This window comes from Bartonella sp. B23, assembly GCF_053793815.1.
On the sequence record NZ_CP200033.1, the window covers coordinates 1,159,121 to 1,185,723 of the forward strand.

Sequence of the window (26,603 nt, forward strand, 5' to 3'; positions counted from 1 at the left end):
GGGAGACAACTCTGCTATTTTTGATCACTTTGTATCTATTAACTTCATTTTGGGTAATAAATTATGATATCCGATACGCCTTTTCTCGCTCTTTTACCCTTGGGCGCACATGAATATCATGGAAGTCATCTCCCCTTTGAAACTGACTGGATTATTGCTGAATCTTTTGCAAAATCACTCGCTTTACAAACAAAAGAGCAATTTCATATCGAACTCTTACCGGTTGAAAAAATTGGCTATTCTGTAGAACATATGGATGTTGCTGGCACACAAACACTTACCTTTTCTGATGCCATAGAGCGGTGGATAAACATTGGTGAAAGCTGCTATCGTAAAGGTATCAAACGTTTTCTTATTCTCAACGCTCACGGAGGCAACTCACCTTTAATGAGCATTGTTATTACCGAATTACGAAGGCGTTTTTCAATGCTCGCAGTGGCAACAAGTTGGAATCGCTTTGGTCTACCGCAAGGTTTAATGGAACCGTCTCAACAACACCTTGATATCCATGGAGGATTTATCGAAACCTCCTTGATGCTCTATTTAGCACCAGAAAAAGTGCATATGGAGAATGCAAAAAATTTTCATAATAAGCAAGCTGATATGATTGCCAATTATCGGTATTTACGTGCTTATGGTTCTCATGCCTTTGGGTGGACGATGCGTGACCTTAACACGCAGGGAGCAGCAGGCAATGCAAGCGAAGCAACATCAAAAACAGGTGAAGTAATTTTTTCTCATGTTCTTTGTGGACTTCATGGTTTACTTGATGATATTAATCGATTTAAAATAAATGCATTATGATGAAAGATACAACCATAGAAAAGACACAAAATATGCCCAATAAACTTCCAGTTACGGTTATCACGGGCTATCTTGGATCAGGAAAAACCACTCTTCTCAATCGTATTTTAAGCGAAAACCATGGCAAACGTTATGCAGTCGTTGTCAATGAATTTGGTGAAATTGGCATTGATAATGACCTTATCGTTGAATCGGATGAAGAAATTTATGAAATGAATAATGGCTGTGTTTGCTGCACCGTGCGCGGCGATCTTATTCGCATTCTGGAAAGCCTTATGCAACGCTCTCATAGATTTGATGCAATCATTATAGAAACAACAGGGCTTGCTGATCCGGTTCCCGTTGCACAAACTTTTTTCATGGATGATACTGTACATGAAAAAACGGTTCTTGACAGTGTCATAGCAGTCGTTGATGCAAAACATTTGCCGTTTCAACTGAAAAAGAACCGTGAAGCCGAAGATCAAATTGCCTTTTCTGATGTCATTCTTTTAAACAAGATTGATCTTGTCAATGCACAAGAACGTGCACATGCTGAATCGCTCATTCTTGCGATTAATCCCCGAGCTGTACTTTATGCAACAGAGCGCGCCAATATCCCTCTTGATAAACTCCTCAATCGTGGTTCCTTTGATCTCCAACTTGCTTTAGATCACGAACCCCATTTTCTCGATCACCAACATTCAGACCATGTGTGTAACTCAGATTGCAATCATGATCATCAACATCACTATGCATCCACCATTCATGACATTACGGTCACTTCCGTAAGTTTAAAAACAGGTTCTCTTCAACCAGAAAAGTTTTTTCCGTGGATCCAACAAATTACACAGCAACAAGGCCCTGATATTTTGCGTTTAAAAGGAATTATCGCATTTCAAGGAGATAATGATCGTTATGCCATTCAAGGCATACACATGATTCTTGAAGGACAGCATCAACGCCCATGGCGTGAAGATGAAAAACGTGAAAGCCGACTTGTTTTTATTGGCCGTACCCTTGATGCTGAAAAACTTAAAACTGGTTTTGAAAGCTGTGCATAAGTGAATGACAATCCCAAGCATTATCAATTACGATCTCCGAAGCTACTGTCTTTCCTGCGGTTTTATTAACAATAAACCAACCTTCGTCTCAGTAGAAGGTTTAATTGTTTTTTTAAGTTCAACCCCAAAAATCATTGAAGTTCACCAAGGAATAATCTCAAGCCATTTTTCTCATGATAATACAGCGATTATCACAGGTGGAGAAGATGGAAAAGCCTGTCAAACAACAGCAGATGGTCGTACAGAAGTTCTGGGTCAACAAGAACGCAAATGGATAAGCAAGGTTGCTTTTGGACCACAGAAAGTTTTTGCCTTTGCCTCTTCACGTCTAACATTGGTAAATATCGGTAAAGGACTGCAAAAGCTTATTCATGAACACAGTGTGGAGGGTCTTGCTTTCGCCCCCAAAGGTCTACGTCTTGCTGTTGCCCATTACAATGGTGTTACACTTCATTGGTTATCAACACAAACGACTTCAACCACATTGATATGGAAAGGAGCACATTTTGGTGTCACCTTCTCACCAGACAACCGATATGTTATTTCTACTATGCAAGAAAACGCTCTACATGGCTGGCGCCTCGCAGATAACCAACATTTACGCATGAGTGGCTACCCAAGTAAAGTCAAAAGCTGGTCTTGGAGCTCAAAAGGAAAATGGCTGGCAACATCAGGCGCATCAGCGGCCATTGTTTGGCCATTTCATACAAAGGATGGCCCCATAGAGAAAACACCATTAGAACTCGGTACACGAGCAAATGCGCTTGTCAGTACCGTTTCATGCCATCCAAGCGAAGAAATTGTGGCAATAGGCTTCAATGATGGAGTGATTTTGTGTGCACATTTTCGCGATAAAAAAGAAGTTCTTCTCAAAGGATGTGGAAAAAGTGCCATTTCAGCGCTAAAATGGGATCAAACGGGGCATAACCTAGCTTTCGGCAGCGAAAATGGTGAATGCGGTATTATCAACATCACTGTTTGAGAAAAGCACCAAGAATACAATCATTGCAGATCAGAATGTCCGAACGATCATCCAAAGACCATTAAGAATCAAGACCCTCTTCCTCTCCAAAAAAGCCAAATGTATCAAGCTAGAAAACATCTCTAAAATATCTAAGATATTTACCTTTTAATGTCGCTGTTTTACCCCGTATAAGGATAAAAATATCACCCATGAATAAACCATAAGATAACAACCTCATCCATATAAAAAACTATGTCACGATGCATACTTCTATAAAAATCACTTACTCTTAAAGCTTCCAGCAAAAAACGGCTTGTCATCATCATCGAGAACACCAATATTCCCATTTATAATATCAGAAGATATGGAACTTAAAACTGTTTTGCTTAAAATCTCTTTGGCAAGATTCCAGAAAAATTTCATACTGCTTGAAAATAAGCCAGTAAAAAAGCTCGCAAAAAAACTTTTCGAAAAAATACCAAACATGGTTCCACCCACAACGCCAGCACTTAATTTCTCAAACTATCTTGTTATAAGCTCTCTCTTTTATAACACCATAATTCGGAGCACCGATGGTTACGGTACACATCGCCTTAACATCCTCTTGCGCTACTATAGCAACAGAAATAATATTTGAAATCCACTTTCTTCAACATTTGCATTAGCGCCTACGATTTGCAAAAAATCATAACTGGTGAAACCCAGGAAAGCAAATTTTTAAAAACATTTTCATCACAATCCCACCTCAAATTACCCTCTTTCTTAAAAGACCAGTATTACTGAAAAATACTCAAATAAATATCTTTAAAAAAATTTAAAACAGAACATGATAATAAAATCACAACTCAAACTTGTAATCTACACAAAAACTAGCAAAGAGAAGATAAAAAACAATAACAAAATTCACCAAGAAAATCGTCTCTAAAAACCAATTTTGATCCACTTATATTAATAAAAAAATCATCAATAACAAACAACTTTTTGAAACATTATACCATTAGCATCAAGCATTCATCATTCAAGATTCTGAAAATAAAAATGAAATTACCAATCCCATATCATATTATAAACACCAAAAATTTTTAAAAAATCGTTGTGGTATAGTGGCATAAAAGAAAACAATACAGTCAAGAAGCGTTTTCAATCATAAACCAAAAAAATTACATATTGTGGCTTTTTTCATCAATAAATAAAAGAACTACTGAGATGAAATAATATTGATTTTAAGAAAGTAAAAGGCAGCATTTTTTACTGCCTTTTTTATAAAAACACATACCATACTTTGTCAAAAAAGGTGGCGCAAACCAGCAGAGAAACTTGCTCCAGAAAACCCTGCTTTTGTCAGTCTATGCTGATAATTTATATCTCCGTGAAATACAAATTTTGAAGATAATTTGGCATTAAAGCCAAGACCCGCTTCTAAAGAAGAGCCAAAATCACCTAACTGGAAATCATTTTTAAATGACACAAACTGTCTATCTCCAAAACTACGCATAAAATAAAGCTTACCATAGAAAGAAACAGCACGCCCCCCTTCAAAAGGCGCAAGAAACTTAGTTAAACGCCCACCAGCACGCGCCGTCCATTGATTAAATTTTCCCATATCAATATCAAGATCATCAACATCACACACACGATCAAACTGGAGACGCTGATAAATAAGCTGAACCTGCGGATCAAAAACAACACCCGCATGCCCTATTGCAAATGTTTTACCACTGGTCATGAAAGCATTGAGCTGTTTACCCTTTAGCGTTGCTGCCTTGCCACGTGCAAGAGTGAGAACATCTCCCCTAAACAGACCATAAGATAATAATCCGTCCATATAAAAACCCGCGTCATGTTGCATACTTCCATAGGTAGCAACAGACCATTTATCAAATGGACTCTTTTTTCTTTGTTCAACATTTAGAGGATGAAGAGAGAGACTTCCATAAGTTCCCGTGACCCCAAAGAATGTGCGGCTGTATAAACTCTCAATTTCCTTCAGCAAAACACCTGCTTCCAGCGCAGTATAATCGAGTTCAGCTCCATACCCATATTCAAAAGCAGACAAATTGGAAGCATAATGATGACTTCCACCATAAGCATGCAGGAAAAACGCTGTATTTTCACCGCTCTTTAAAGAACCTCCAGAAGCAATTCGCATTTTCTCCAATTTTCTATTTTGAGCGGTAAGATCCATCAATCCAGCCTGGAATAAAGCATTTGGTAAAAGGAGATAAGTTGGCACTTGCGGAACTACAGCCATAATTTCTAGTTTTGAATGAATATCAGGCTTAACAGGAACAGAGGGAGTGGGTGAAGGATCTACCGGTGCAGAAGACTTAGAAGATGGAGAACCACCTGGCTCAGAAGGTGCAGATGGAGAAGATGTGTCAGATGTAGAGGGAGTAAGTGAAGGATCTACCGGTGCAGAAGGCTTAGAAGATGGAGAACCACCTGGCTCAGAAGGTGCAGATGGAGAAGATGTGTCAGATGTAGAGGGAGTAAGTGAAGGATCTACCGGCGCAGAAGACCCAGAAGATGAAGAACCACCTGGCTCAGAAGGTGCAAATGGAGAAGATGTGTCAGATGTAGAGGGAGTAAGTGAAGGATCTACCGGCGCAGAAGACCCAGAAGATGGAGAACCACCTGGCTCAGAGGACGCAGATGGAGAAGATGTGTTAGATGTAGAGGGAGTAAGTGAAGGATCTACCGGCGCAGAAGACCCAGAAGATGGAGAACCACCTGGCTCAGAGGACGCAGATGGAGAAGATGTGTTAGATGTAGAGGGAGTAAGTGAAGGATCTACCGGCACAGAAGGCTCAAAAGATGAAGTATCACCCGGTTCAAAGGGCGAATATGGAGAAGGCGTAGGAGACACAGTCTCAGAAGAATCTGGATCAGGATTAATATAGATACCTTCGAGGCGGAAATCCCAAAAATCTCCTTCACCTTCAACTAATCTTTGTTTAGCATCTGCTGTTCCAAAGGAGGAACTCGGGCCATAGCCACGAAGATGATATTGATAAGGAAAACCATTGACTGTGGTATAGGCACTGGCGAGTTTAAAAGAATCTTCCTGTGCTATCCCGGAAACTTGAATAAGTGAAATGCTTTGATCTCTTCCATCACGTACCTCTTCGTATGAATTTTTTTGAAAATTTTCTATATGAACAAGAGTATTTCCAGAAACATCACCATAGATCAAAATGCGATCCGTTTGTTGAGGATCAAACAAACCATCATCATCCAAAAACGTACTAAGCTTGATCTGAACATTCCCCTTTGCACTATAGGCTTTTTTATATAACAGATCGTATAATATCTTGTCTTCTTCAGCTGCATTTATTTTTTTTCCAATACGCAGCGTTTGATAACCACCAGATGGATGTTTATCGAAAACAATAGTACTATCGGAAAGACTTACATATGAGATTGATGAATCTGTAGAATCTTTTTCCTGTAAACCTTCATACCTACTTTTGGTAAGATACCATGTCGAGCTACGCTTTAATTCTAATCCAGCTCTAGATATGTCCTCAACACGCGTACCCCCTTTAAGAGAAGAAGCATTTGCTTTCACAAATAGAGAAGAGTTACTTTCAGCTTTTAGCAACAAATCACCAGAAATCCTTGTTTCACCCGATAATTCAAGGATACCTTCAGATCCATAGCCATTAGACCCCGTACTATAAATAGCTATACCATCTGGAACTGCAAAATCTGTATTATATAAACGAACAAATGCCTTCCCCGTGAGAACTTTTTTGGTTTCTAAAATTTTTTCATTATTTTGTTGCCCCGATATCTTAGCAAGATCTTCTGGAGATAAAATATGAAAATACAGACCGTGTGCTCCCTCCCCTTTCACAGAAATATTTGATCTCTCAATCTTGACACTTGTATTTTTAAAGCCATCTGGTGAAACATATTTTTGAATTAATTTGCCATTATCGTCTACATAACTTGAAAAATTTTTAATAAAGAATGCATACATATTGTTAAGATGAATAAAACTGTTTTTCAAATGAACATCACCCCCTTGAAATATCTCAAAAGCTTCCGGCAATACCCCCATAGCACCATCACCATCTGTTCTAGCTTCTTCTCTCTTTCCTTGCCCCGTAATACCCATAGTATCAAGAATATACCGCCCCCCAAACCGAGTTGAAAATGAGCCAATCTGATTAAAATTAACGGTACCGTCTGACATTCTAATCATTGCATCAAAACCACTCATAATACCGATTCTTTTTACCTTCAAATTATCTGGCTGAACATCGATATTCACACTAACTAAAGAAATATCTGTTTCTCTTCCCCATGCATAAACAGCATGTGAAACGCCCTTAATTTCCCCTACTGTCATGCTAATGACTGCATTTTGAGCACGAAGAGCAGGTATGTCCTTAAAATCTGTCGCTATTAGATTAAGTTTTCCACCATTGCTTACATACGCCCCATAAGAAGATATTTTATCTGGATTATCACCGTAAACTGTTATCTGAGAGGCATTAACAACAGTGCCTGCTTTTTCTACATATATGGCTGCAATGGGAGCGGCCTCCTGAGAATTTTTTAAGTAATAAACTTTATCTGCAAGAAAATGTGTTCTTCCATCATCGCATTTATACAATGCCTCTCCTGCATCACTCGAAGAGCCTGCAGCATTAACATAAATAATCTGCAAAAAATAAAGAATAGATATTGTAAAATTGTATAAAAATGCATGCTTATAAAATACATTTATCACCATTCTTCCTTACCCCTATTTATTAACGAAGAGCAATCACACAATGTATATTATCAACTTCTTAAAATAAATATACAATAAATAAATATACAATAAATAGTTATCTTAATGATTAAGATAATACTTATATAATTATATATATATTATTCTATATTTCATGGATAATTAAAAATGATATTGTAATCTACCAGAAAAGCCCATTCCAGAAAACCCTGCTTTTGTCAGTCTATGCTGATAATTTATATCTCCGTGAAATACAAATTTTGAAGATAATTTGGCATTAAAGCCAAGACCCGCTTCTAAAGAAGAGCCAAAATCACCTAACTGGAAATCATTTTTAAATGACACAAACTGTCTATCTCCAAAACTACGCATAAAATAAAGCTTACCATAGAAAGAAACAGCACGCCCCCCTTCAAAAGGCGCAAGAAACTTAGTTAAACGCCCACCAGCACGCGCCGTCCATTGATTAAATTTTCCCATATCAATATCAAGATCATCAACATCACACACACGATCAAACTGGAGACGCTGATAAATAAGCTGAACCTGCGGATCAAAAACAACACCCGCATGCCCTATTGCAAATGTTTTACCACTGGTCATGAAAGCATTGAGCTGTTTACCCTTTAGCGTTGCTGCCTTGCCACGTGCAAGAGTGAGAACATCTCCCCTAAACAGACCATAAGATAATAATCCGTCCATATAAAAACCCGCGTCATGTTGCATACTTCCATAGGTAGCAACAGACCATTTATCAAATGGACTCTTTTTTCTTTGTTCAACATTTAGAGGATGAAGAGAGAGACTTCCATAAGTTCCCGTGACCCCAAAGAATGTGCGGCTGTATAAACTCTCAATTTCCTTCAGCAAAACACCTGCTTCCAGCGCAGTATAATCGAGTTCAGCTCCATACCCATATTCAAAAGCAGACAAATTGGAAGCATAATGATGACTTCCACCATAAGCATGCAGGAAAAACGCTGTATTTTCACCGCTCTTTAAAGAACCTCCAGAAGCAATTCGCATTTTCTCCAATTTTCTATTTTGAGCAGTAAGATCCATCAATCCAGCCTGGAATAAAGCATTTGGTAAAAGGAGATAAGTTGGCACTTGCGGAACTACAGCCCTAATTCCTAATTTTGAATGAATATCAGGCTTAACAGGAACAGAGGGAGTGGGTGAAGGATCTACCGGTGCAGAAGGCTTAGAAGATGGAGAACCACCTGGCTCAGAAGGTGCAGATGGAGAAGATGTGTCAGATGTAGAGGGAGTAAGTGAAGGATCTACCGGCGCAGAAGACCCAGAAGATGGAGAACCACCTGGCTCAGAAGGTGCAGATGGAGAAGATGTGTCAGATGTAGAGGGAGTAAGTGAAGGATCTACCGGCGCAGAAGACCCAGAAGATGGAGAACCACCTGGCTCAGAGGACGCAGATGGAGAAGATGTGTTAGATGTAGAGGGAGTAAGTGAAGGATCTACCGGCACAGAAGGCTCAAAAGATGAAGTATCACCCGGTTCAAAGGGCGAATATGGAGAAGGCGTAGGAGACACAGTCTCAGAAGAATCTGGATCAGGATTAATATAGATACCTTCGAGGCGGAAATCCCAAAAATCTCCTTCACCTTCAACTAATCTTTGTTTAGCATCTGCTGTTCCAAAGGAGGAACTCGGGCCATAGCCACGAAGATGATATTGATAAGGAAAACCATTGACTGTGGTATAGGCACTGGCGAGTTTAAAAGAATCTTCCTGTGCTATCCCGGAAACTTGAATAAGTGAAATGCTTTGATCTCTTCCATCACGTACCTCTTCGTATGAATTTTTTTGAAAATTTTCTATATGAACAAGAGTATTTCCAGAAACATCACCATAGATCAAAATGCGATCCGTTTGTTGAGGATCAAACAAACCATCATCATCCAAAAACGTACTAAGCTTGATCTGAACATTCCCCTTTGCACTATAGGCTTTTTTATATAACAGATCGTATAATATCTTGTCTTCTTCAGCTGCATTTATTTTTTTTCCAATACGCAGCGTTTGATAACCACCAGATGGATGTTTATCGAAAACAATAGTACTATCGGAAAGACTTACATATGAGATTGATGAATCTGTAGAATCTTTTTCCTGTAAACCTTCATACCTACTTTTGGTAAGATACCATGTCGAGCTACGCTTTAATTCTAATCCAGCTCTAGATATGTCCTCAACACGCGTACCCCCTTTAAGAGAAGAAGCATTTGCTTTCACAAATAGAGAAGAGTTACTTTCAGCTTTTAGCAACAAATCACCAGAAATCCTTGTTTCATCTGATAATTCAAGAATACCTTCAGATCCATAACCATTAGACCCCGTACTATAAATAGCTATACCATCTGGAACTGCAAAATTTGTGCTGTATAAACGAACAGATGCTATCCCCAGAACACTCCTTTCTCTTCCCGAAAGTTTTATATCATTTTGATTGAGCATATTAATAGTATCGTCGAGAGTTAATGCGTGAAAATACAGACCGTGTGCTCCCTCTCCTTTCACAGAAATATTTGATTTTTCAATACTAATACGTGTATCTACGAAGTGCTCTGATAAACCATGCTTAAGAAATAACCTATTTTCAGCTGCATCAAAATCTGCATAAAATGAAAAATTTTTAATCAAAAAGCCATGCATATCAGTAAGCTGAACAGAACTACTTTTCAAATGAACATTACCACCTTGAAATATCTCAAAAGCTTCTGGTAATATAACCATATTTCTATTATCAGCTACAAAGTTCTCCCTTTTTCCTTTTCCCCTAATGGTCGTGGTATCAAGAATATACCGCCCCCTAAACCGTGTTGAAAATGAGCCAATCTCATTAAAAGTGACGCTACCACCTGCCGTCCTAACCAGTGCGCCATAACCGCTAAGAATACCAATCCCTTTTATATCTAAATTATCCGGTTCAATATTAATATTTACAGTAATTAAAGAAATATCCGTTTTTTTCCCCGATGCATAAATGGCATGCGAACTCCCCTGAATTGACCCTTTTGTCATGCTAATAACCGCATCCTGAGCACGAAGAGCGGGTATATTGTTAAAATTTGAATCAGTTAGAACAAGCTTTCCACCACCTTGTGCATATCCACCATATGAGGATATTGTCTCCGGATTATTGCCTATAACTGTTATCTGAGAAGCATTAACAACAGTGCCTGCTTTTTCTACATATATGGCTGCAATGGGAGCAGAATCAGAAACCGATCCCTGAGAACTTTCTAAACGATAATTTTTATTTTTGATTGTGTGATTTTTACCATCTCTGCATGTATAAAAACTCGCTTCTGGATCACACGAAGCCCCAGCGGCGTTAACATTGACAACTGGCAAAAAAGAAGCCGCTGTGAAGGTAAAGAAAAATTTATAACTTTTAAGTATATTAACCATAAATCTATCGCAAACTTTCTCCCCCCTTTTTTTGAAACAAATAACAACTACGCTAAAACTCAGTTAAAAACTCGAATTGTGAGTAACATAAAACCTATCTCATATCCCATGTATAGCTAAAAATGGTACTGAAGATTGCCAGAAAAACCCGTTTTCCGAGAAACCATCTTTTCTAAGTTGATGCTGATAAGTTGCATCCCCATGAAATACAAATTTTGAAAATAATTGAATACTAAAACCCAATCCAATTCTTAAGAAAGAACCAAAGGCACCAAGCTGGAATGCATCTTTAAAATGCACAGATTGTTCTCCTCCAAAATTATGAACAAGATGAAGCTTTCCACTGAGAGAAACAACACACCTCTTCTCGGATGCAGCAGGATTCCTCGTAAAATGCCCACCAACACGCATCACCCACTGCCCAGATTTTGCCATCTCAATATCAAAATTACCAATACCAGATATCTTATCAAATTGCAAATTTTGATAAACAACTTGAACCTGTGGATCAAAAACAAAACCTTCATACCCTATCACAACCGTCTTACCACCAATCAATGAAGCACTCAGAGGACTTCCCTTCAATGTTGCCGTCTTTCTCCTTGAAAGAGTAAGGACATCACCCTTAAATAAACCACAAGAAAACAGACCATCTAGATAAAAACCCGTATCATACTGCATGCTGCCATACGCTGTAACCGACCAGCTATCAAATACATTTTTTTTGCTTTGTTCAACATCTTGAGGCTGTAGAGCAATTTTTCCATAAGTTCTTATAATTCCAAAGGTCATGACACGATGTGCACTCTCAATCACCTTTAGCAAAACACCCGCCTTTACAGCATCATAATCAAGATTTTTTATAACCATATTCAAGCGCAGATAAATCTGAAGCATAACGATGATTTTCACCGTAACCCCGCACAAAAAAAGCCGGATTTTCACTACTTACAAAAAGTCCTCTAACAGAAGTACGCACAGTCTCCAGCTGCTTATTTTGATTCCCCATGTCCATAAAACCAACATGAAACAAAGCATCTGGCAAAAGCAGATACGTTGGAACTTGTGGCACAACGGCCTTAATTGGCACTTCAGGATGAAGAACAAAAGCCCAAAAATCAGCCACAACATAATTCAGATCATCGCCAGATCCAACGGATCGAGGTAAACGGCAACGAGAAACATTGCTTTCAAACCGAGCGCTTTTCAACTGAGAATGAAGCCTACGAGAAGAAAGCTGCATATACTCAGCTTCAAGACGAAAAGCCCAAAAACCCCCATTACTATTAACCAGCTTTTGTTTTATCAATCTATCATCATCTTTTACTTTCTTAAGAGAGGAACTTGAGCCATAAGCGGAAAGACGGTATCGATAAGGCGCTCCTCTTAGTGCTACGCAACCAGCTGCTAACCTAAATGAATCTTCCTCTGACTTTCCATGAAGCTGAATAACCGAAACACTGTAGCCATCTCTTTGCTCATCTTGACTAAAGTTTTCTCTTTTCTCTGAACTTTCTGAAACTTCCAAAATATAGACTTTTGTTTTTCCATAAACATCACCATAGACAAAAAATTTATCAGCCTTTATTCCCCTATTTTCACCATCTGTAGCTAGATATGCACTTGTAAGAAGGCGTGAATCAACTTTCGCAAGATAAACATAATTTAAGATACCATTATCTAAAACATCATTATTCGATCTTCCGACATGAAGAGTCTGATAATTACCACTTGTTGGTTTCTTAAAAACAAGGGAACTATCAGCGAGCCTCAGAAATGAAATTGACGAATCTATAGATTGTGAATTTTTCCGATTATTGTTTTTTCCTGGCGTCACAGTCCATTGCGATTTATTAAATAACTCAATCTCAGCATAAGACTCTTCACTAACGCGTGATCCCCCTACAAGAAAAAAAGCATCAGCTTGCATTCCCATATATGAGTTATTCTTAACATCTAATAACAAATCAGCAAAAATACATGTGTTACTCGATACAGTGATAATAGGAAATCTTCTGGCATCATTGATATAAATAGCCGTACCATCTGGAACTTTAAAGACGGTATTCTTAAACCACAACATCCCTAACGGAGAGAGCATCTCGCCCATTTCATACTCATATTTTGAGGATTTCCCTCCAAAATATAGGCCATAAATCCCATGCTCTTTAATAGTAATATTTGAGTCTTCAAAAAAAACCACAGAATCCTTCCAAAACTTCGGAAAGGTTTCAAAAGACCAATCTTCAGGAAAAATTATTGGTGAACTTTCACTTACTAAACCATGAACATTGGTGACATTAATCTCACTATTCTCAACAATAAGAAAACCGCCTTGTTTTACACCAAAAATTGCGTGATTTATGCCATTATCACAACCACTTACTTTTTTGCTATTGCTAATCACAAAAACATCGCCCACAAGGGTTAACATCTTTTGGGGCACAAATATCTCTGACGTAATTGCACCAGATTTTTTCAATTGTAAGATCTCACCAACAGCTAAATTTTCTTCTTTTTCATCCTTAATGACAATATTACTAGATTTTTTACGACCGTAGCCTTAACGGAATCTGTATCAACAGCACGCATATTAGCTGTTTCAAATTCCATATTTTTTTCATATATCTCGACAAAATCACATGGATATATCATAAAAAGGGAACTACACGAAAAATTATCCTGCGCCTTAATATCTATATTGGGCGCAAAGAAAAAAATAGAGGCTGTGAGCGTACATAAACATACGTAACGTTTTAAGACTTTAGTCATAATTTACTGTAATTTTTTTTCTTATTCTCATTAAAAACTAAAAAACAACATCCATCAAAATCAATTTATGCATACCTATCGTTTAATTTGTTTTGTATTATATGTAAAGTCAAAATCAAAAAAATAACATAACAAAGACACGTTTTATGTTTGTGATTTTTATAGATAACGTGTCAAAGAAAAAATACAGCTAAAAGTAATAGCTTAACTCGCTGGGAAAATGTGTTCCAGAAAAATCATCCTTCATAAATTATGCTTGTAGGATCAAATCATTATGAAATATAACCTTTGGAAACCGTTGTGCATAAACGCTAAATCCAGATTCTAAAAAAAATCAAAGACACTCAACGGAAAAGAATCTTCTAAATGCACAAGTTGTTTATCACGAGAATCGCAAACAAAAGAAAGTTTATCATAGATAAACAACAACGTGCGCTTCTTCAATCACAGCCAATGCCTCGGTTAAATACCCCCACAAACATGCATCATCCAATAATCCAATTTTCCCACCTCAATATTGAATCTGTCATCACCACATGTCTTATTAAACTAAAAGTACTTATAGACAAATTACATCTACAGATCCAAAATAAAACTTTCACATCTCATCATAAACGCTTTACCAGCAGCTAAAGAACTGCTTGGAGGACTTTCCCTTTAGCGTTACTGTTTTTCCACGTGCAAAAGATGAGAACATTTCCCATAAACAAACCATAAGATAATAACCCGTCCATATAAAAATCCGCGTCATGTTGCATACTTCCATAGGTAGCAACAAACCATTTATCAAATATACTTTTTTAGCTTTGTTCAACATCCAAAGGTTGTAAAAATAATTTCCTACATGTCTCTATATCCAAAAAGAAATGTTGCTGTATACGCTCTCGACATTCTTCGGCAAGGTACCAACCTCTATGGCGTTATAATCAATCTCACCTCTATAACTATATTCAAGTGCTGATAAATTTGAAGCATAACGATAACTTCCACCATAACCACGCAAAAATACAACAGAATTTTTATCGATTTTTAATGATCTATAAAAAATAGTCCGCAATGCTCCCAGCATACTTATTTTGACTGCTAATACCATCCAGCATGGAATAAGGCATTTTGTAAAAAGATATAAGTTAGTACCTGTGGGACGACAGCTCTTACATTTTTTTAAATGAAGAGAAAAGTCTTAGAGATAAGAAAACCACAATCTAAATCGGATAGAGCAGCATCCCCATTGAGTGTGACCAGAACAAATGCAGAAACAACATCATCAAGTGCAGAAGCATGTTTCTCTGAAGTATCAATTTCAGTGACAATATATGCAATGGTTTCAATATGCAATGGTTTCAGCAACCGTAGGATTAGATGTGGCAGAAATTAAACGAGACACAGAAGAACGGCTTACAACACCAAAATCAGCGACAACAGGTACATCGGATTCAGAAACCATAAGATCACATGATGCAGAAAAAGGTAAATGAGAAGTAGAAAAACCATCTAACCCCATAATCTCAGCGGCAGAATATCCAATGGATAGAATAACATTGGGACGAAGTTGGTGGAAAAATTAGCAAAAAGAAACACCTCCCTGTAATCAGAGGGAGAAGACCGAACAAATTCACTTTTGAGGCAAAAAATCCCAAAAATCTCCTATATTCTCAATCAATTTTTGAGACAAATCCGCTCACCATAAATCAGATCCTGGATCATAAGCATAAAGATTATACTGATAAGGTGAACCGTCCAGCGTGACATAGCAACCATTCAGCTGAAAAAAGTTTTACTTGCCTTTCCATAAACTTGAATAGGAAATGCCTTTGTTGTTTTCACGCTCTCCCATGTACAACCATGGATTTTCAGGAGCACTTTGTACATGAACCATCGTTGTCTCGGAAACATCACCACGGACTAAAAGCCGATACGTTTTATAAAATATTTTTTTGTCTTATTAATTTATTTTGTTTTTTGTATAGATGCAGAGTAAAAAACACAATCCGACCAAAATAAATTTAGTGAGTGTGCCTATAAAAATAGATGTTTTGGCTATTTTTTGTAAATCAACACCTAGAATTTATGCAACCATGGTATAAAAATGAAAATTAAGACAAACCAACACTCTGCAAATAGCTACAGCCTCTATATGAAAAAGTGGCATAAGACTACTGTGTATCCATCTTATTTCCCTCTGAAGTAGAACTTCTGACTAATTTTGAAAAGATATAAAATTCATAAAATAAAAGCAATTTCCTCTCTTTATCACTTGCTTTTATTCGACTTTACGACTCTCAAATGCGTTTACAACAATATTTTTGAAAGAGTAAAGATTGTTCATTGTCTCTCATTTTGTTTGTTTTGTTCTTTAATGATAATACGTCCTTCATGAAAAACAGCATACCATTTTATAACTCATCCGCACACTTTCTTAAAAAACATTTCTCATTGCCCTCAATTCCATCTCACAATACCACCCATAAAGATTACAAGAACCATGAGAATTTATCTTTTACCCTTAGAAAAATATAAACAACAGCACCATTCTATTTTCGATCTTAAATATTTTAAAAATGCTTTGCACAAAAACGATTTTAAGATGTATTTTGAGCCTTTTATAAAATGGTTTTGAGTCTGCATACCAATTCCATTTGTAATATGCGAGCGAATGATTCTTGTTGCATCATCAAAAAAAAGAATGAGATGAGGGAATATTTTTATACTCAGCACTCTTAATAAAACTGCGACAACGAATTATCTTTATCAACTAGATCATGATACTAACATAAATAAATCTTTATAAAATAAACAATTTGCAAACTATTAAGCACAAATAATCGATTTCATTTTTCACGAAAAATTGAAAAAATCCAACCAAAAAGCACATTAAAAACATGCAAAATATTTATATCTTTATAAAAATCTCACAAAAGAAAAGAGATAAAGAAAAAAGTCATAAGTTGTACTTATGACTTTTTAAAGATTTGGTCAAAAATATGGCTGCTAAAACTTATAACGAATTCCACCAGAAAAACTGGTTCCAGAAAAACCGGCCTTGGTTAATTTATGTTGATAAGAAAGATCACCATGAAGCACAAACTTTTGAGATAATCGGGCATTAAAACCCAATCCTGTTTCTAGGGAAGAACCAAAAGCACCTAACTGAAAAGCATCTTTGAAATGCACAGATCGTGCTCCCCCAAAACCATGAGAAAAATAAAGTTTTCCATAAAAAGCGACAGCATTTACTTTTTCAGCTCTATTCGGAATCTTGACCAAACGACCACCAACACGCATTATCCACTGATCAAGTTTTCCCATATCAATATCAAAACCGTCAACATCATGCGTCTTATTAAATCGGAGATTCTGATAAACGACCTGAACCTGCGGATCAAAAATAAGACCTTCATCACCTATCATAAACGCTTTACCAGAAGCCAATGAAGCACTTAGAGGATTTCCCTTCAATTTCGCCGTCTTCCCACGTGCAAGAGTGAGAACATCACCTTGAAATAGACCATAGGACAAAAGAGCATCCACATAGAAACCCGTATTATGTTGCATGCTGCCATATACTGTAGCAGTCCATTTATCAAACTCACTTTTTTGGCTTTGTTCAACATCCAAAGGTTGCAAAGTAAGTCTCTCGTAAGACCCTATAATTCCAAAGGATGTATTACCATATTCATTCTCAACTGTTTGCAGCAAAACACCTGCCTCGAGTGTATTAGAATCAAGCTCACCGCCATAACCATACTCAAGCGCAGAAAGGTTCGAAGTATAACGGTAATTTCCACCATAACCACGTACAAAAAAGGTAGAACGTTCACGCATATCTAACATCCCACTGGGGGCAATCCGCAAAGCCTCTACCCACTTGCCCTGATTGCCAATATTTATCAACCCCGTTTGAAACAAAGCATTTGGCAAAAGCAGATAAGTCGGTACTTGCGGAACTACAGCTCTCACTCCTGGATCTGGACGAGGATGAGGATCAAATTCAGGTTTGGGACCAGGAGCTGGACTAGGTTCAGGTTTAATCTCAGAGTCAACATGTCTGTTCTCGAGACGAAAATCCCAAAAATCTCCTTCACCTCTAACCAATCTTTGGGCAGAATCCGCTTTTCCTAAATCAGATTTTGGACCATAAGCATAAAGCCTATACTGATAAGGTGAATTTTCCAGCGCGACATAACCACCATTCAACTTAAAAGAATTTTCTTCTGCCTCTCCAGAAACCTGAATAATAGAAATCCCTTGGTTATTTCCGCCGCTCCCCGTAGATCCGCCTGGACTTTCTGAAACAGCATGCACATGAACCAAAGTCGTTCCAGAAACATCACCATAGACCAAAACACGATCAGTTTTTTGATTATCCCGCGAACCACCAGCATTCAGATATGTGTTAAGATAAATTTTCGCACCATTGTTCTGCGCTATATAAACCTTGCCAGATCCTTTTCCAATATGGAGTGTTTGATAATTATAAGGAGAAGTAGATTCTAATTTTTGAAACTTAATAGAGCTATCCATGAGGCTCACTAATGAAATAATAGACGCAGGATATATAGGATCAGATTCACTGAGATTTTTTTGTTCCTTTTGTTTTAAAATCCACGTTGAACCGCTGCCTAAATAAAGCTCAGCGGTAGAATTATCATCAACATAGGTTCCCCCCTCAAGAGTAGAGGCACTAGCTAAAACTTTCACAGAAGCCCCCTCCACAACTTTTAACAATGAACTCCCTGAAAGATTGCTCTGCATTAGATTAACAACACCATAAGTGGCATCGGTACTATAAATAACCGTACTCTCTGGAACCGAAAACATCGTCGTTCTCAAATTAACAGCCTCTAATCTGGGTGGTTTTTTTGCTTCCTCTGAATTTTCTGCATTGTCGATGCTCTCCCGCTTACTTTTTCCCTGAAAGTATATACCATAAGATGTTTTTCCATTTACTGTAACAGAAGAAGATTTAATATTAATCTCAGTCATAGCAATATTTTCCGAAGAAATATCATTTGCCGGAATCAAATCAAAAATATTTTCAGTATCTCGTAACAGCATGCCATGGACGTCCGTAGCATTAACAACCCCCTGAAAATTAACAGAACCACCTACATCCATGAAAAAAACTGCATGATTTTTCTTATTTTTATCTTCTCCCCTTCCAGTAATAGCAACATCATCAAAAACTAACCTTCCACCTCGCACTGAATAAACCCCATGACTATTCGTGAAATCGACTTCTCCACCTTCCATCTTAATTGCACTGCGATAGCCTAAAAAACTTGCCTTTCCATCACGGGTTTTAATCTTTGTATTGGTTAACACAACACGCGTTACACCATCATCTTGTGGATTCCCTATTGCCTGAACACCAGTTGCACTTTCATCAATAGTCGTCTTATCTACCTCAATTATTCCGTTATTAACATAAAGAGCTACATCCGTATTCTTGATGGTTGATTTTGTCAAAACAGCCTTTCCGTTCTCTGATACAAACACACCATTTTCAAAGATTTTGCCGGATACTCCACTGCTAACAGTTATATTCTTTCCATGAACCACCGCATGCGGCCCCTTTACTCTTATAGCAAAAGAAAAATTAGCGGCATATTCGGGAGGATATTTGGAAACCTTGTCGCGCGTGATTTGATAAGATTTGTAGCCAATTTTATCCTCACCACAATTATCACATATATAATACGGCCCATCATATATTAGAAGATCCAAACGATTATTGTTTCTACCTACATATCTGAAATAGGGAGATGAATTCTTCCTGCCTCTCGTAGCATTATACTCAACTTCATCCATAGAGATATCAGGGGATGCATCAATAGAAGTATGAGGAACTTCAGGAATTTCATGGCCGTCAAGATGCCCACCCAAATGTGCATTGATCGGAGTATTCGGATCAAGCGCATCGATCGGAGTGATATTGATATCGGTAAAATTACCACTCTCGCCAAGATCGCTATCATACCCTCCAAGAACGTGATCATGCCCAGCGCCCCCAAGGATGGTAGAACCGACACCATAAAATCCATTATTTGCAGAACCTATCTCAGGAATTGCATAACCATCTACATCAGGCATTACGTGGCCACCTAAAGCAGGAATTGCATAACCATCTACACCAGGCATTACATGGCCACCTACATCAGAAATTACGTATCCATAGACATCAGGAATTACGTGACTGTTAAGACTATCTACATACGAGTCAATCGGTGCTGCCCAATAGAGCGCGTTGGCTGATGCACTGGTACCGGCCAAGTTGATATCCTCACTAGGAACACGATTATACCCTGTCCCCTCAAAGCCAATAGAATCGATACCATAAAATCCGTTATCCAAAATTCTCCCACTGAGACTGTATCCATTCTCTCCCTCTGCATTCGCACAAACTCCTACCCCATTTTGTAAAAAAGAAAGGACAGCTGTTGTGAAGGTACATAAATATACATGATTTCTAAATATTTTAATCATAGTTCCCTCGAAACTTTCTTTCCCCTCTCATTGAAAACGAAAGCACACGAAAACGCCCCCTCAGCACACCACAATACAAAAAGGTGCAGCAAAAAGGATGCATCCACTGCTCATTGATTAGCGCAACGAATCATTCAAATAAGCCTGGTAGAAAATTCACTAGAAACATCACAACCACTTACATAAAGAATAAATACTCATTACAACTTTTGGTTGTATAATACATTGTGTACTTTTTGTAAAGCAATAATATAACTCATAACACCTAATTAATTAAATCCATAATTTAAAATTATCAATTTTTAAACTTCTCAAAGATCTGAGTGAAAAAATTGTCCAAATCAGTAAAAATGCAATTTAAGAGAAATTTAGATGCTATAGTAAATAAATTAGATTAGCATAAGGCAAAATATTACATATCAATACCGAGCTCTCAACCACTAAAAAACATAAAGGTCAATCTCTGTACCATATCATTATCAAAAAAATCGCTTCATCATAGATAATATTTTCTCACACATAAAATAAAAAGAGAAAATACTGTAACTTTTTTGTTTATATCAAAAAGAAAAAAACTTTTGATAGCAACACAGATCATTACCAAAAAAAGGCAGAATGATATTCTGCCTTTCATATAAAGTTATATGTTGCCTTATCTTAAAATTGATAACGTAATCCTCCAGAAAAACTAGCTCCAGAAAAACCAGCCTTTGTTAATTTATGCTGATAAATCATATCAGCATGAAGTGCAAAATTTCTGGATAATCGCGCATTAAAGCCTAATCCAGCTTCTACGGAAGAACCAAAGTCACCCAACTGGAAAGCATCTTTAAAACACATAGATTGTTTTCCTCCAAAGTTATGAGACAAATGAAGTTTTCCATAGAAAGCGATAGAATTCATTCCTTCAAATTCCCTAGGAATCTTAACCAAACGTCCACCAACACGTGCTACCCACTGATCAAGTTTACCCATGTTAATATCAAAGTTGTCAACATCACGAGCCTTATCGAACTGGAGACGCTGGTAAACAACCTGAACCTGCGGATCAAATACGAAACCTTCATATCCCGTCTCAAATGCTTGGCCTCCAGTCAAAGACACACTTAAAGGATTGCCTTTCAATGTTGCTGTCTTCCCTCGTGCAGACGTGAGAACATCACCTTTTAGGAATCCATAAGAGAAAAGACCATCCACATAGAGGCCACTATCATGTTGTATACTGCCGTATGCTGTACCAGTCCATTTATCAAATGCACTCTCCTTGCTTTGTTCAACATTCAGAGGCTTTAGAGAAAACTTTCCATAAGATCCAATGGCACCCAAGGAAATGGCACTGGATGCATTTTCAATGGTTTGTAACAAAACAACTGCCTCCACAGCATTATAGTTAAGATTTCCTCCATAACCATATTCCCGTGCAGATAAGTTTGAAGTATAATGGAAACGTCCACCGTAGCTATGTAAATATAAAGCAGGATTCTCGCGAATTTCTAACATTCCAGTAGATGTAGACCGCAGCATTTCCAATTGCTTGCTCTGATTATTTATATCCATCAAACCAGCATGAAACACGCTGGCCGGCAAAAGCAGATAAGTCGGAACTTGTGGAACAACAGCCTTAACCATTGACTCCGGAAGAGGTTTTGCAGTTGGCCTTATGGAAGGATTCAGACCAGATCCAGGACGAAGATCAGGAGCTGACACAGGTGGAGTATCAAGATCAATACCTCCATTCTCGAGACGGAAATCCCAAAATTCTCCTCCTCCCTCAACTAATCTTTGAGCCGCACTTGCTTTCCCTAATTCAGAACCTATACCATAAGCATGAAGCACATACTTATAAGGTGAATTTCCCAGCGCGACATAACCACCATTTAACTCAAAGGAATCTTTCTCTGCTCTTCCGGAAACCTGAATAATTGAGATACCCTTGTTATTTCCATCAAGCCCTGTGCCTTCCCCTGGACTTCCTGAAACAGCACCCACATGTACTATCGTCTTTCCAGAAACATCACCATGAATTAAAACACGATCCGTTTTTTGGTCCCGAAGAGGACCTCCCTTATTCAAGTATGTATTGAGATAAAGGTGTGTATCACCTTGCGCTTTATAAACCTCACCTACTCCTCTTCCAATGCGGAGCGTTTGATAATTATCCGATTCGCTGGAGTTTTGTTCTTCAAAAACAATAGAACTATCAATAAGATGTATCAATGAAATTGATGAATCACTCATAGAGCCAGAATTGCGCAAGTTTTTATTTTTTGGTCGTGTTAAAGTCCATTTTGCTCTATCCTTCAACAAAAATTCAGCAGCAGAGCTCCTATCAAGACGAACGCCTCCTGTAAGCTCAGAATCACTAACTGAAACAAACACTTTAGAATTATTTTCAGATCTCAATAACAAATCACCAGCAAGATTTGCTTTCTTTTCTAAGGAAACACGACCACCAGAATTATTGCTATAAATAGCCGTACCTTTAGGAGCGGTCAAAACTGTTTTTTTCAATGAAACCAAGGTTAATTCCTCGAAAGGCTTTGAAAATTCATGTAATTCATATGGCGGTCTAACTTGTTCTGACCCATCAAAATGTATGCCGTACCGCCTTTCACCTTCTACCGTTATAGTCGAAGATTCGATGCTAGCCCTATTTATAGGGGAACGAACCTCAGCAGATCTTCTTCTCCTAGAAGAGTTAGACCCAACAACACCCCCGGTATCCTTAACCCACAAACCGTCGGCATCGGTAACAACATTCCCATTCGTAAAATCAATAGAACTACTATTGCCTAACAGAAAAGCCGAACGCCCAAACGCCTCTGCAGAATTTGACTGTCCTCTTTCTCTTTTTGCAGTAATGTTAACATTGTCTAATGCGGCACGTCCTCCCATTTCTGATCTAACTGCGACTCCCTCCGCAAGAGTAATCGCTCCAGAATTCATGGTTATCTCACCACCAGTACTAGCCAGACCAGCTATAGCCAGAGGTCCGTTCGCAAAAATATTCGTATTATCCAAACGAACAGAGGAACCAGAACCCGCCAAAGCACCTACATAAAGAGCATTGACCATTCCATCGGTCATTTTAATATTCCCACCCCTTTGAGCTTCAAGCCCAATCATGGAAGATTGAATTTTTGATTCCTTTTCCAAAACAATGTTTGCACTTGTTTCTGCAAGTACAGCGCTCACAAGTGGTAACTCACCAAGATCAACACTATTTTCACGATCAGAAGAACCCGCACCAATAATAGTAGCCTTCTCCAAATTAACAATTGTATTATCGTTATTTGCATGCACAGAATGTCCCATCATACCACTTGCCCTCAATGTATGACCTTTTATTGTATGTGATCCGCCATCACCGCACGAATAAGCAACTTGCGATTTCTCCGCATCATTTTGTTCTGTACCACCACATCTAGAAGAAACAACATCCCCAACACCATTTACAACGGATGCAACATTAGCTCCCTCAGATCCCCCAGAGACCGCAGACAACGCGGAATCAGGCTTGGAAGCTGCAACTGAAATTATAGGTACAGGCCCACGAAATACGGGAGCTGCAGGAGGTATTACAACAGACGAAGAACCTCCTATAAGGGATTCATCTATCTCAGATCTCCCAGACGCAGAAGATACTTCATCTTCACCTAAATTCAAAGTTTCAACCGGCAAAGGAGGTCTAACAGATGAATCAGTAGACACCGAACCAAGTTCTCCAGATTCGTTAGACGCCAAAACCACCCCAGACACATCAACTACATTGACATCAACACCAAAAACAACATCATCAGCAGATGCCGTAGAAATTTCATTATTACGTTGAGAAGGATCACTACGCTGAGGAAATTCTTGCTGAGCAGCAAAGGAATTATACCGATAAGTAAGAGGAACAAACTCTGTATTTTCTAAACGGAAATCCCAAAAATCGTCACTGTCTTTTATCAACTTCTTATCGAAAAATTCCTGCCGCGGAGGAATATATGGACCATAAGCGTGAAGGGTATATCTATAAGGTGAATCTTCTACTGTAATGTACTGACCATTCAACTTAAAAGAATCTCTCTTTGCTTTTCCGTGAACTTGAATAAGTGAAACACTCTGAGGTTTATTCGATTGTTCTTCATTACCCGCTAAAACCGCATGCACATGTACTATTGTCTCTCCAGAGACATTACCATGAATTAGAAGCCTATCAGATATCTGCTTATCATTCGAATCGTTAGGAACTAGATTCGCATTAAAGTGAATCCAAGACCGACCATCAGAGCTGTAAACAAAGCCTTTCCCTTTTCCGATGCGAAGTGTTTGATATTCATCACTCCCATTACTCGAAAAAGATTTGAACCGAACAGTACTGTCTACAAGACTCAAAGATGAGATACATGAACCTATACAATTCTCAGCTAAATTATCTAAATTCCTCAAATTTCCACGCTTGCCTTTTTTTAGAATCCACTCCGATCCGTGAGACAAAAAAACGTTGACATCAGCGTTTTTAGCAAGGTGAACACTACCCTCAATAACAGAGTCATGAGCGGAAACCGACAAATTGGAAGAATGTCCAGCTTCAAATAATAGATCACCGGAAAGTTTCGACTTCTCCTCTAGAAGGACAAAACCTCTCGAATTACGGCCATAAACGGCTGCACCATCCGGAACTTCGAGGGTAGACCTTTTCAAAAGAACTGTATGCGTCTTGTTGTTACCTATCGCATCTTGTGCATCCCCTTTTGCCGCCCCATCTAAAACCCCTTTTGCCGCCCCATCAAAATATACACCGTAAGATTCCAGACCACTCACTTTAATGTTTGCAGAACGGATATCAGCGCTAACCTTCAAGACACCTTCTCTAAAGACGTTACGATGGCCGAAAATTTTAGACATAGCGGAAATAGTATCACCAAAAACTTCATCTTGGGTTTTATGGGCTCCACGGAACTTATTATACATTCTATTAGCCTCAGCAACGTCTTCAGCGCTATGTACGCCATACGGACTATAGACAAGGGGGGCAAGAGGAACTCTATTATTAAGAGGAACCCTAACATCGGGAGCATCGGAAACACCAGCAACTTCATCCCTAATCCACAGAACAGCGGCATCGGAAACATCAACATTTGCATTTCTAAAAGAAACAAAACCGCCTCTTAATAGAAAGAGAAGACTTTCAGGTCCAAACGCAGAACCCTGTTCTTTAGATTTTTCTTCCTTAATTGTGATGTTAACCCCATTTAGTTTAACAGATGCCGCACTTTCCGACACAACTGCTATCCCACCTTTTGCAAAGGAAATGGATCCAGAATTCATCACTATTCCGGAATTTTCAACAGCTCGAAGACCACCCTCATTTACATCAATAACTGCCTTATTCAACAAAACAGATGATTCGGAATTAGCCAAAACACCCACGCTAGAACGTCTAATACCCCCACCATCCATGATAATTCTCCCACCCTCTTGAGCTTTAAGCCCAGCAACAAAAGCTTCAATATTTGAATTCTTCAACTCAATATTTGAATCCATTCCTGCAAATACACCACTCCCGAAGCCAAGCGTCACATCACCACATTCACTATCACCAAAGGGAATTATAAGATCTTTAATACCCTTATCTTTAAGATAAGATATGCCCCTGATAGATATATCATGCAACTTAACAGTTGTCTCTTCAGATGCCATACCAACAGGTAGCACACCACCAGCAGCACCAGCGCTAATACCACCAGTAGCACCAGCAGCACCAGCATTAATGCCGCCAGTAGCACCATCAGCACCAGCATTAATAATGCGCTTTCCCATTGCAAACACAGCATCAAGATCATAGCGTTCTATGATAATATTACCTCTTTCTATCGTGTGTTCTCTACCATCTAGACAGAAAAGAGGTCCACCATGACGAGATATATCATGGTCCTTTCTAGGACACCAGTAGTTATGGAATGCTTCTCCAAAGGTAACAGGAAGAGACGGGGAACTTAATCCTTCCGTAGAACTTAATCTTTCTGTAGAACTTAATCTTTCTGTAGATGTAGGAGCTGATCCTTTTGCAGAAAGTAATCTTTCTGTAGGGGTTAATTCCCCTACAGAAAGAGGTGAAAGAGTCAATTCCTCTGCAGTAGGAAGAGCTGAAGGAATGAATGCTTCAGAAGGATTGTTTCCCCTACAAACATCCATACCTTGTAAAAAGAAGAGAACGCTTGTTGTTAGCGCACATAAATGCGCACGATTTTTAAATACATTGGTCATATGTCAAAACTTCCTAAATATGCATCTTGCAAAAGCACCAGAATTAAGTGAAAATGAGGTCTATGCATGATTTGTATCATACATCATTCTACTTTACAACACAATG

The 26,603-nt window shown here is 38.3% G+C and carries 12 protein-coding genes and 1 pseudogene; 3 read left to right on the forward strand and 10 right to left on the reverse strand.

The features are described from left to right. Positions 1-63: 63 nt before the first annotated feature. Genes V4B17_RS05185 through V4B17_RS05195 form a run of 3 tightly spaced genes read left to right on the forward strand, consistent with a single transcriptional unit; the run spans position 64 to position 2,829 of the window. The gene (locus tag V4B17_RS05185) at positions 64-804 is read left to right on the forward strand and encodes a creatininase family protein (protein ID WP_455479120.1); all 741 of its coding nucleotides are present in this window, start codon (positions 64-66) and stop codon (positions 802-804) included. Between the two features lie 14 nt (positions 805-818). Further along, positions 819-1,847 (forward strand): CobW family GTP-binding protein, encoded by a 1,029-nt coding sequence (locus V4B17_RS05190; RefSeq protein WP_455480190.1) that lies wholly within the window; start codon positions 819-821, stop codon positions 1,845-1,847. Positions 1,848-1,857: 10 nt separating this feature from the next. Continuing rightward, a complete protein-coding gene (locus V4B17_RS05195; RefSeq protein ID WP_455480191.1) occupies positions 1,858-2,829 on the forward strand; it encodes a WD40 repeat domain-containing protein in 972 nt (323 codons plus the stop codon). 133 nt (positions 2,830-2,962) lie between these two features. On the opposite strand, the pseudogene V4B17_RS05200 reads toward V4B17_RS05195, so the two are convergent. The 10 genes and pseudogenes from V4B17_RS05200 to V4B17_RS05245 all read right to left on the reverse strand — a co-directional run. After that, positions 2,963-3,068: pseudogene (locus tag V4B17_RS05200) on the reverse strand (autotransporter outer membrane beta-barrel domain-containing protein); the annotation flags it as partial. A gap of 22 nt (positions 3,069-3,090) precedes the next feature. Next, positions 3,091-3,297: a hypothetical protein gene (locus tag V4B17_RS05205; protein WP_455480230.1), complete on the reverse strand. Its 207-nt coding sequence runs from the start codon at positions 3,295-3,297 to the stop codon at positions 3,091-3,093. A 799-nt stretch (positions 3,298-4,096) separates the two neighbouring features. After that, positions 4,097-7,552 carry an autotransporter outer membrane beta-barrel domain-containing protein gene (locus V4B17_RS05210; protein WP_455479121.1) on the reverse strand — a complete coding sequence of 1,152 codons (3,456 nt, stop codon included), beginning with the start codon at positions 7,550-7,552 and terminating at the stop codon, positions 4,097-4,099. 162 nt (positions 7,553-7,714) lie between these two features. Further along, complete coding sequence (locus V4B17_RS05215) at positions 7,715-10,984, reverse strand: autotransporter outer membrane beta-barrel domain-containing protein (RefSeq protein WP_455479122.1); 3,270 nt, start codon at positions 10,982-10,984, stop codon at positions 7,715-7,717. 99 nt (positions 10,985-11,083) lie between these two features. Next, on the reverse strand, positions 11,084-11,881 hold the full coding sequence (locus V4B17_RS05220) for an autotransporter outer membrane beta-barrel domain-containing protein (RefSeq protein ID WP_455479123.1): 798 nt from the start codon (positions 11,879-11,881) through the stop codon (positions 11,084-11,086). Beyond that, positions 11,835-13,466 (reverse strand): hypothetical protein, encoded by a 1,632-nt coding sequence (locus V4B17_RS05225; RefSeq protein WP_455479124.1) that lies wholly within the window; start codon positions 13,464-13,466, stop codon positions 11,835-11,837. The genes V4B17_RS05220 and V4B17_RS05225 overlap by 47 nt, the downstream gene beginning before the upstream one ends. 1,454 nt (positions 13,467-14,920) lie before the next feature. Continuing rightward, on the reverse strand, positions 14,921-15,094 hold the full coding sequence (locus V4B17_RS05230; RefSeq protein WP_455479125.1) for a hypothetical protein: 174 nt from the start codon (positions 15,092-15,094) through the stop codon (positions 14,921-14,923). Then, positions 15,084-15,260, reverse strand: coding sequence for a hypothetical protein (locus V4B17_RS05235; RefSeq protein ID WP_455479126.1), 177 nt, complete (start codon positions 15,258-15,260; stop codon positions 15,084-15,086). Before V4B17_RS05235 ends, V4B17_RS05230 begins: the two co-directional genes overlap by 11 nt. A gap of 1,487 nt (positions 15,261-16,747) precedes the next feature. After that, complete coding sequence (locus V4B17_RS05240) at positions 16,748-20,242, reverse strand: autotransporter family protein (protein WP_455479127.1); 3,495 nt, start codon at positions 20,240-20,242, stop codon at positions 16,748-16,750. A 657-nt stretch (positions 20,243-20,899) separates the two neighbouring features. Continuing rightward, the gene (locus tag V4B17_RS05245) at positions 20,900-26,497 is read right to left on the reverse strand and encodes an autotransporter outer membrane beta-barrel domain-containing protein (RefSeq protein ID WP_455479128.1); all 5,598 of its coding nucleotides are present in this window, start codon (positions 26,495-26,497) and stop codon (positions 20,900-20,902) included. Positions 26,498-26,603: the final 106 nt, after the last annotated feature.

Coding starts and splice junctions, on each gene's coding strand:
- V4B17_RS05220 (WP_455479123.1), bottom strand. CDS start 11,881: ATGCTTCAGATTTATCTGCGCTTGAATATGGTTATAAAAAATCTTGAT.
- V4B17_RS05240 (WP_455479127.1), bottom strand. CDS start 20,242: ATGATTAAAATATTTAGAAATCATGTATATTTATGTACCTTCACAACA.
- V4B17_RS05210 (WP_455479121.1), bottom strand. CDS start 7,552: ATGGTGATAAATGTATTTTATAAGCATGCATTTTTATACAATTTTACA.
- V4B17_RS05245 (WP_455479128.1), bottom strand. CDS start 26,497: ATGACCAATGTATTTAAAAATCGTGCGCATTTATGTGCGCTAACAACA.
- V4B17_RS05185 (WP_455479120.1), top strand. CDS start 64: ATGATATCCGATACGCCTTTTCTCGCTCTTTTACCCTTGGGCGCACAT.
- V4B17_RS05215 (WP_455479122.1), bottom strand. CDS start 10,984: ATGGTTAATATACTTAAAAGTTATAAATTTTTCTTTACCTTCACAGCG.
- V4B17_RS05235 (WP_455479126.1), bottom strand. CDS start 15,260: ATGGGGTTAGATGGTTTTTCTACTTCTCATTTACCTTTTTCTGCATCA.
- V4B17_RS05205 (WP_455480230.1), bottom strand. CDS start 3,297: ATGTTTGGTATTTTTTCGAAAAGTTTTTTTGCGAGCTTTTTTACTGGC.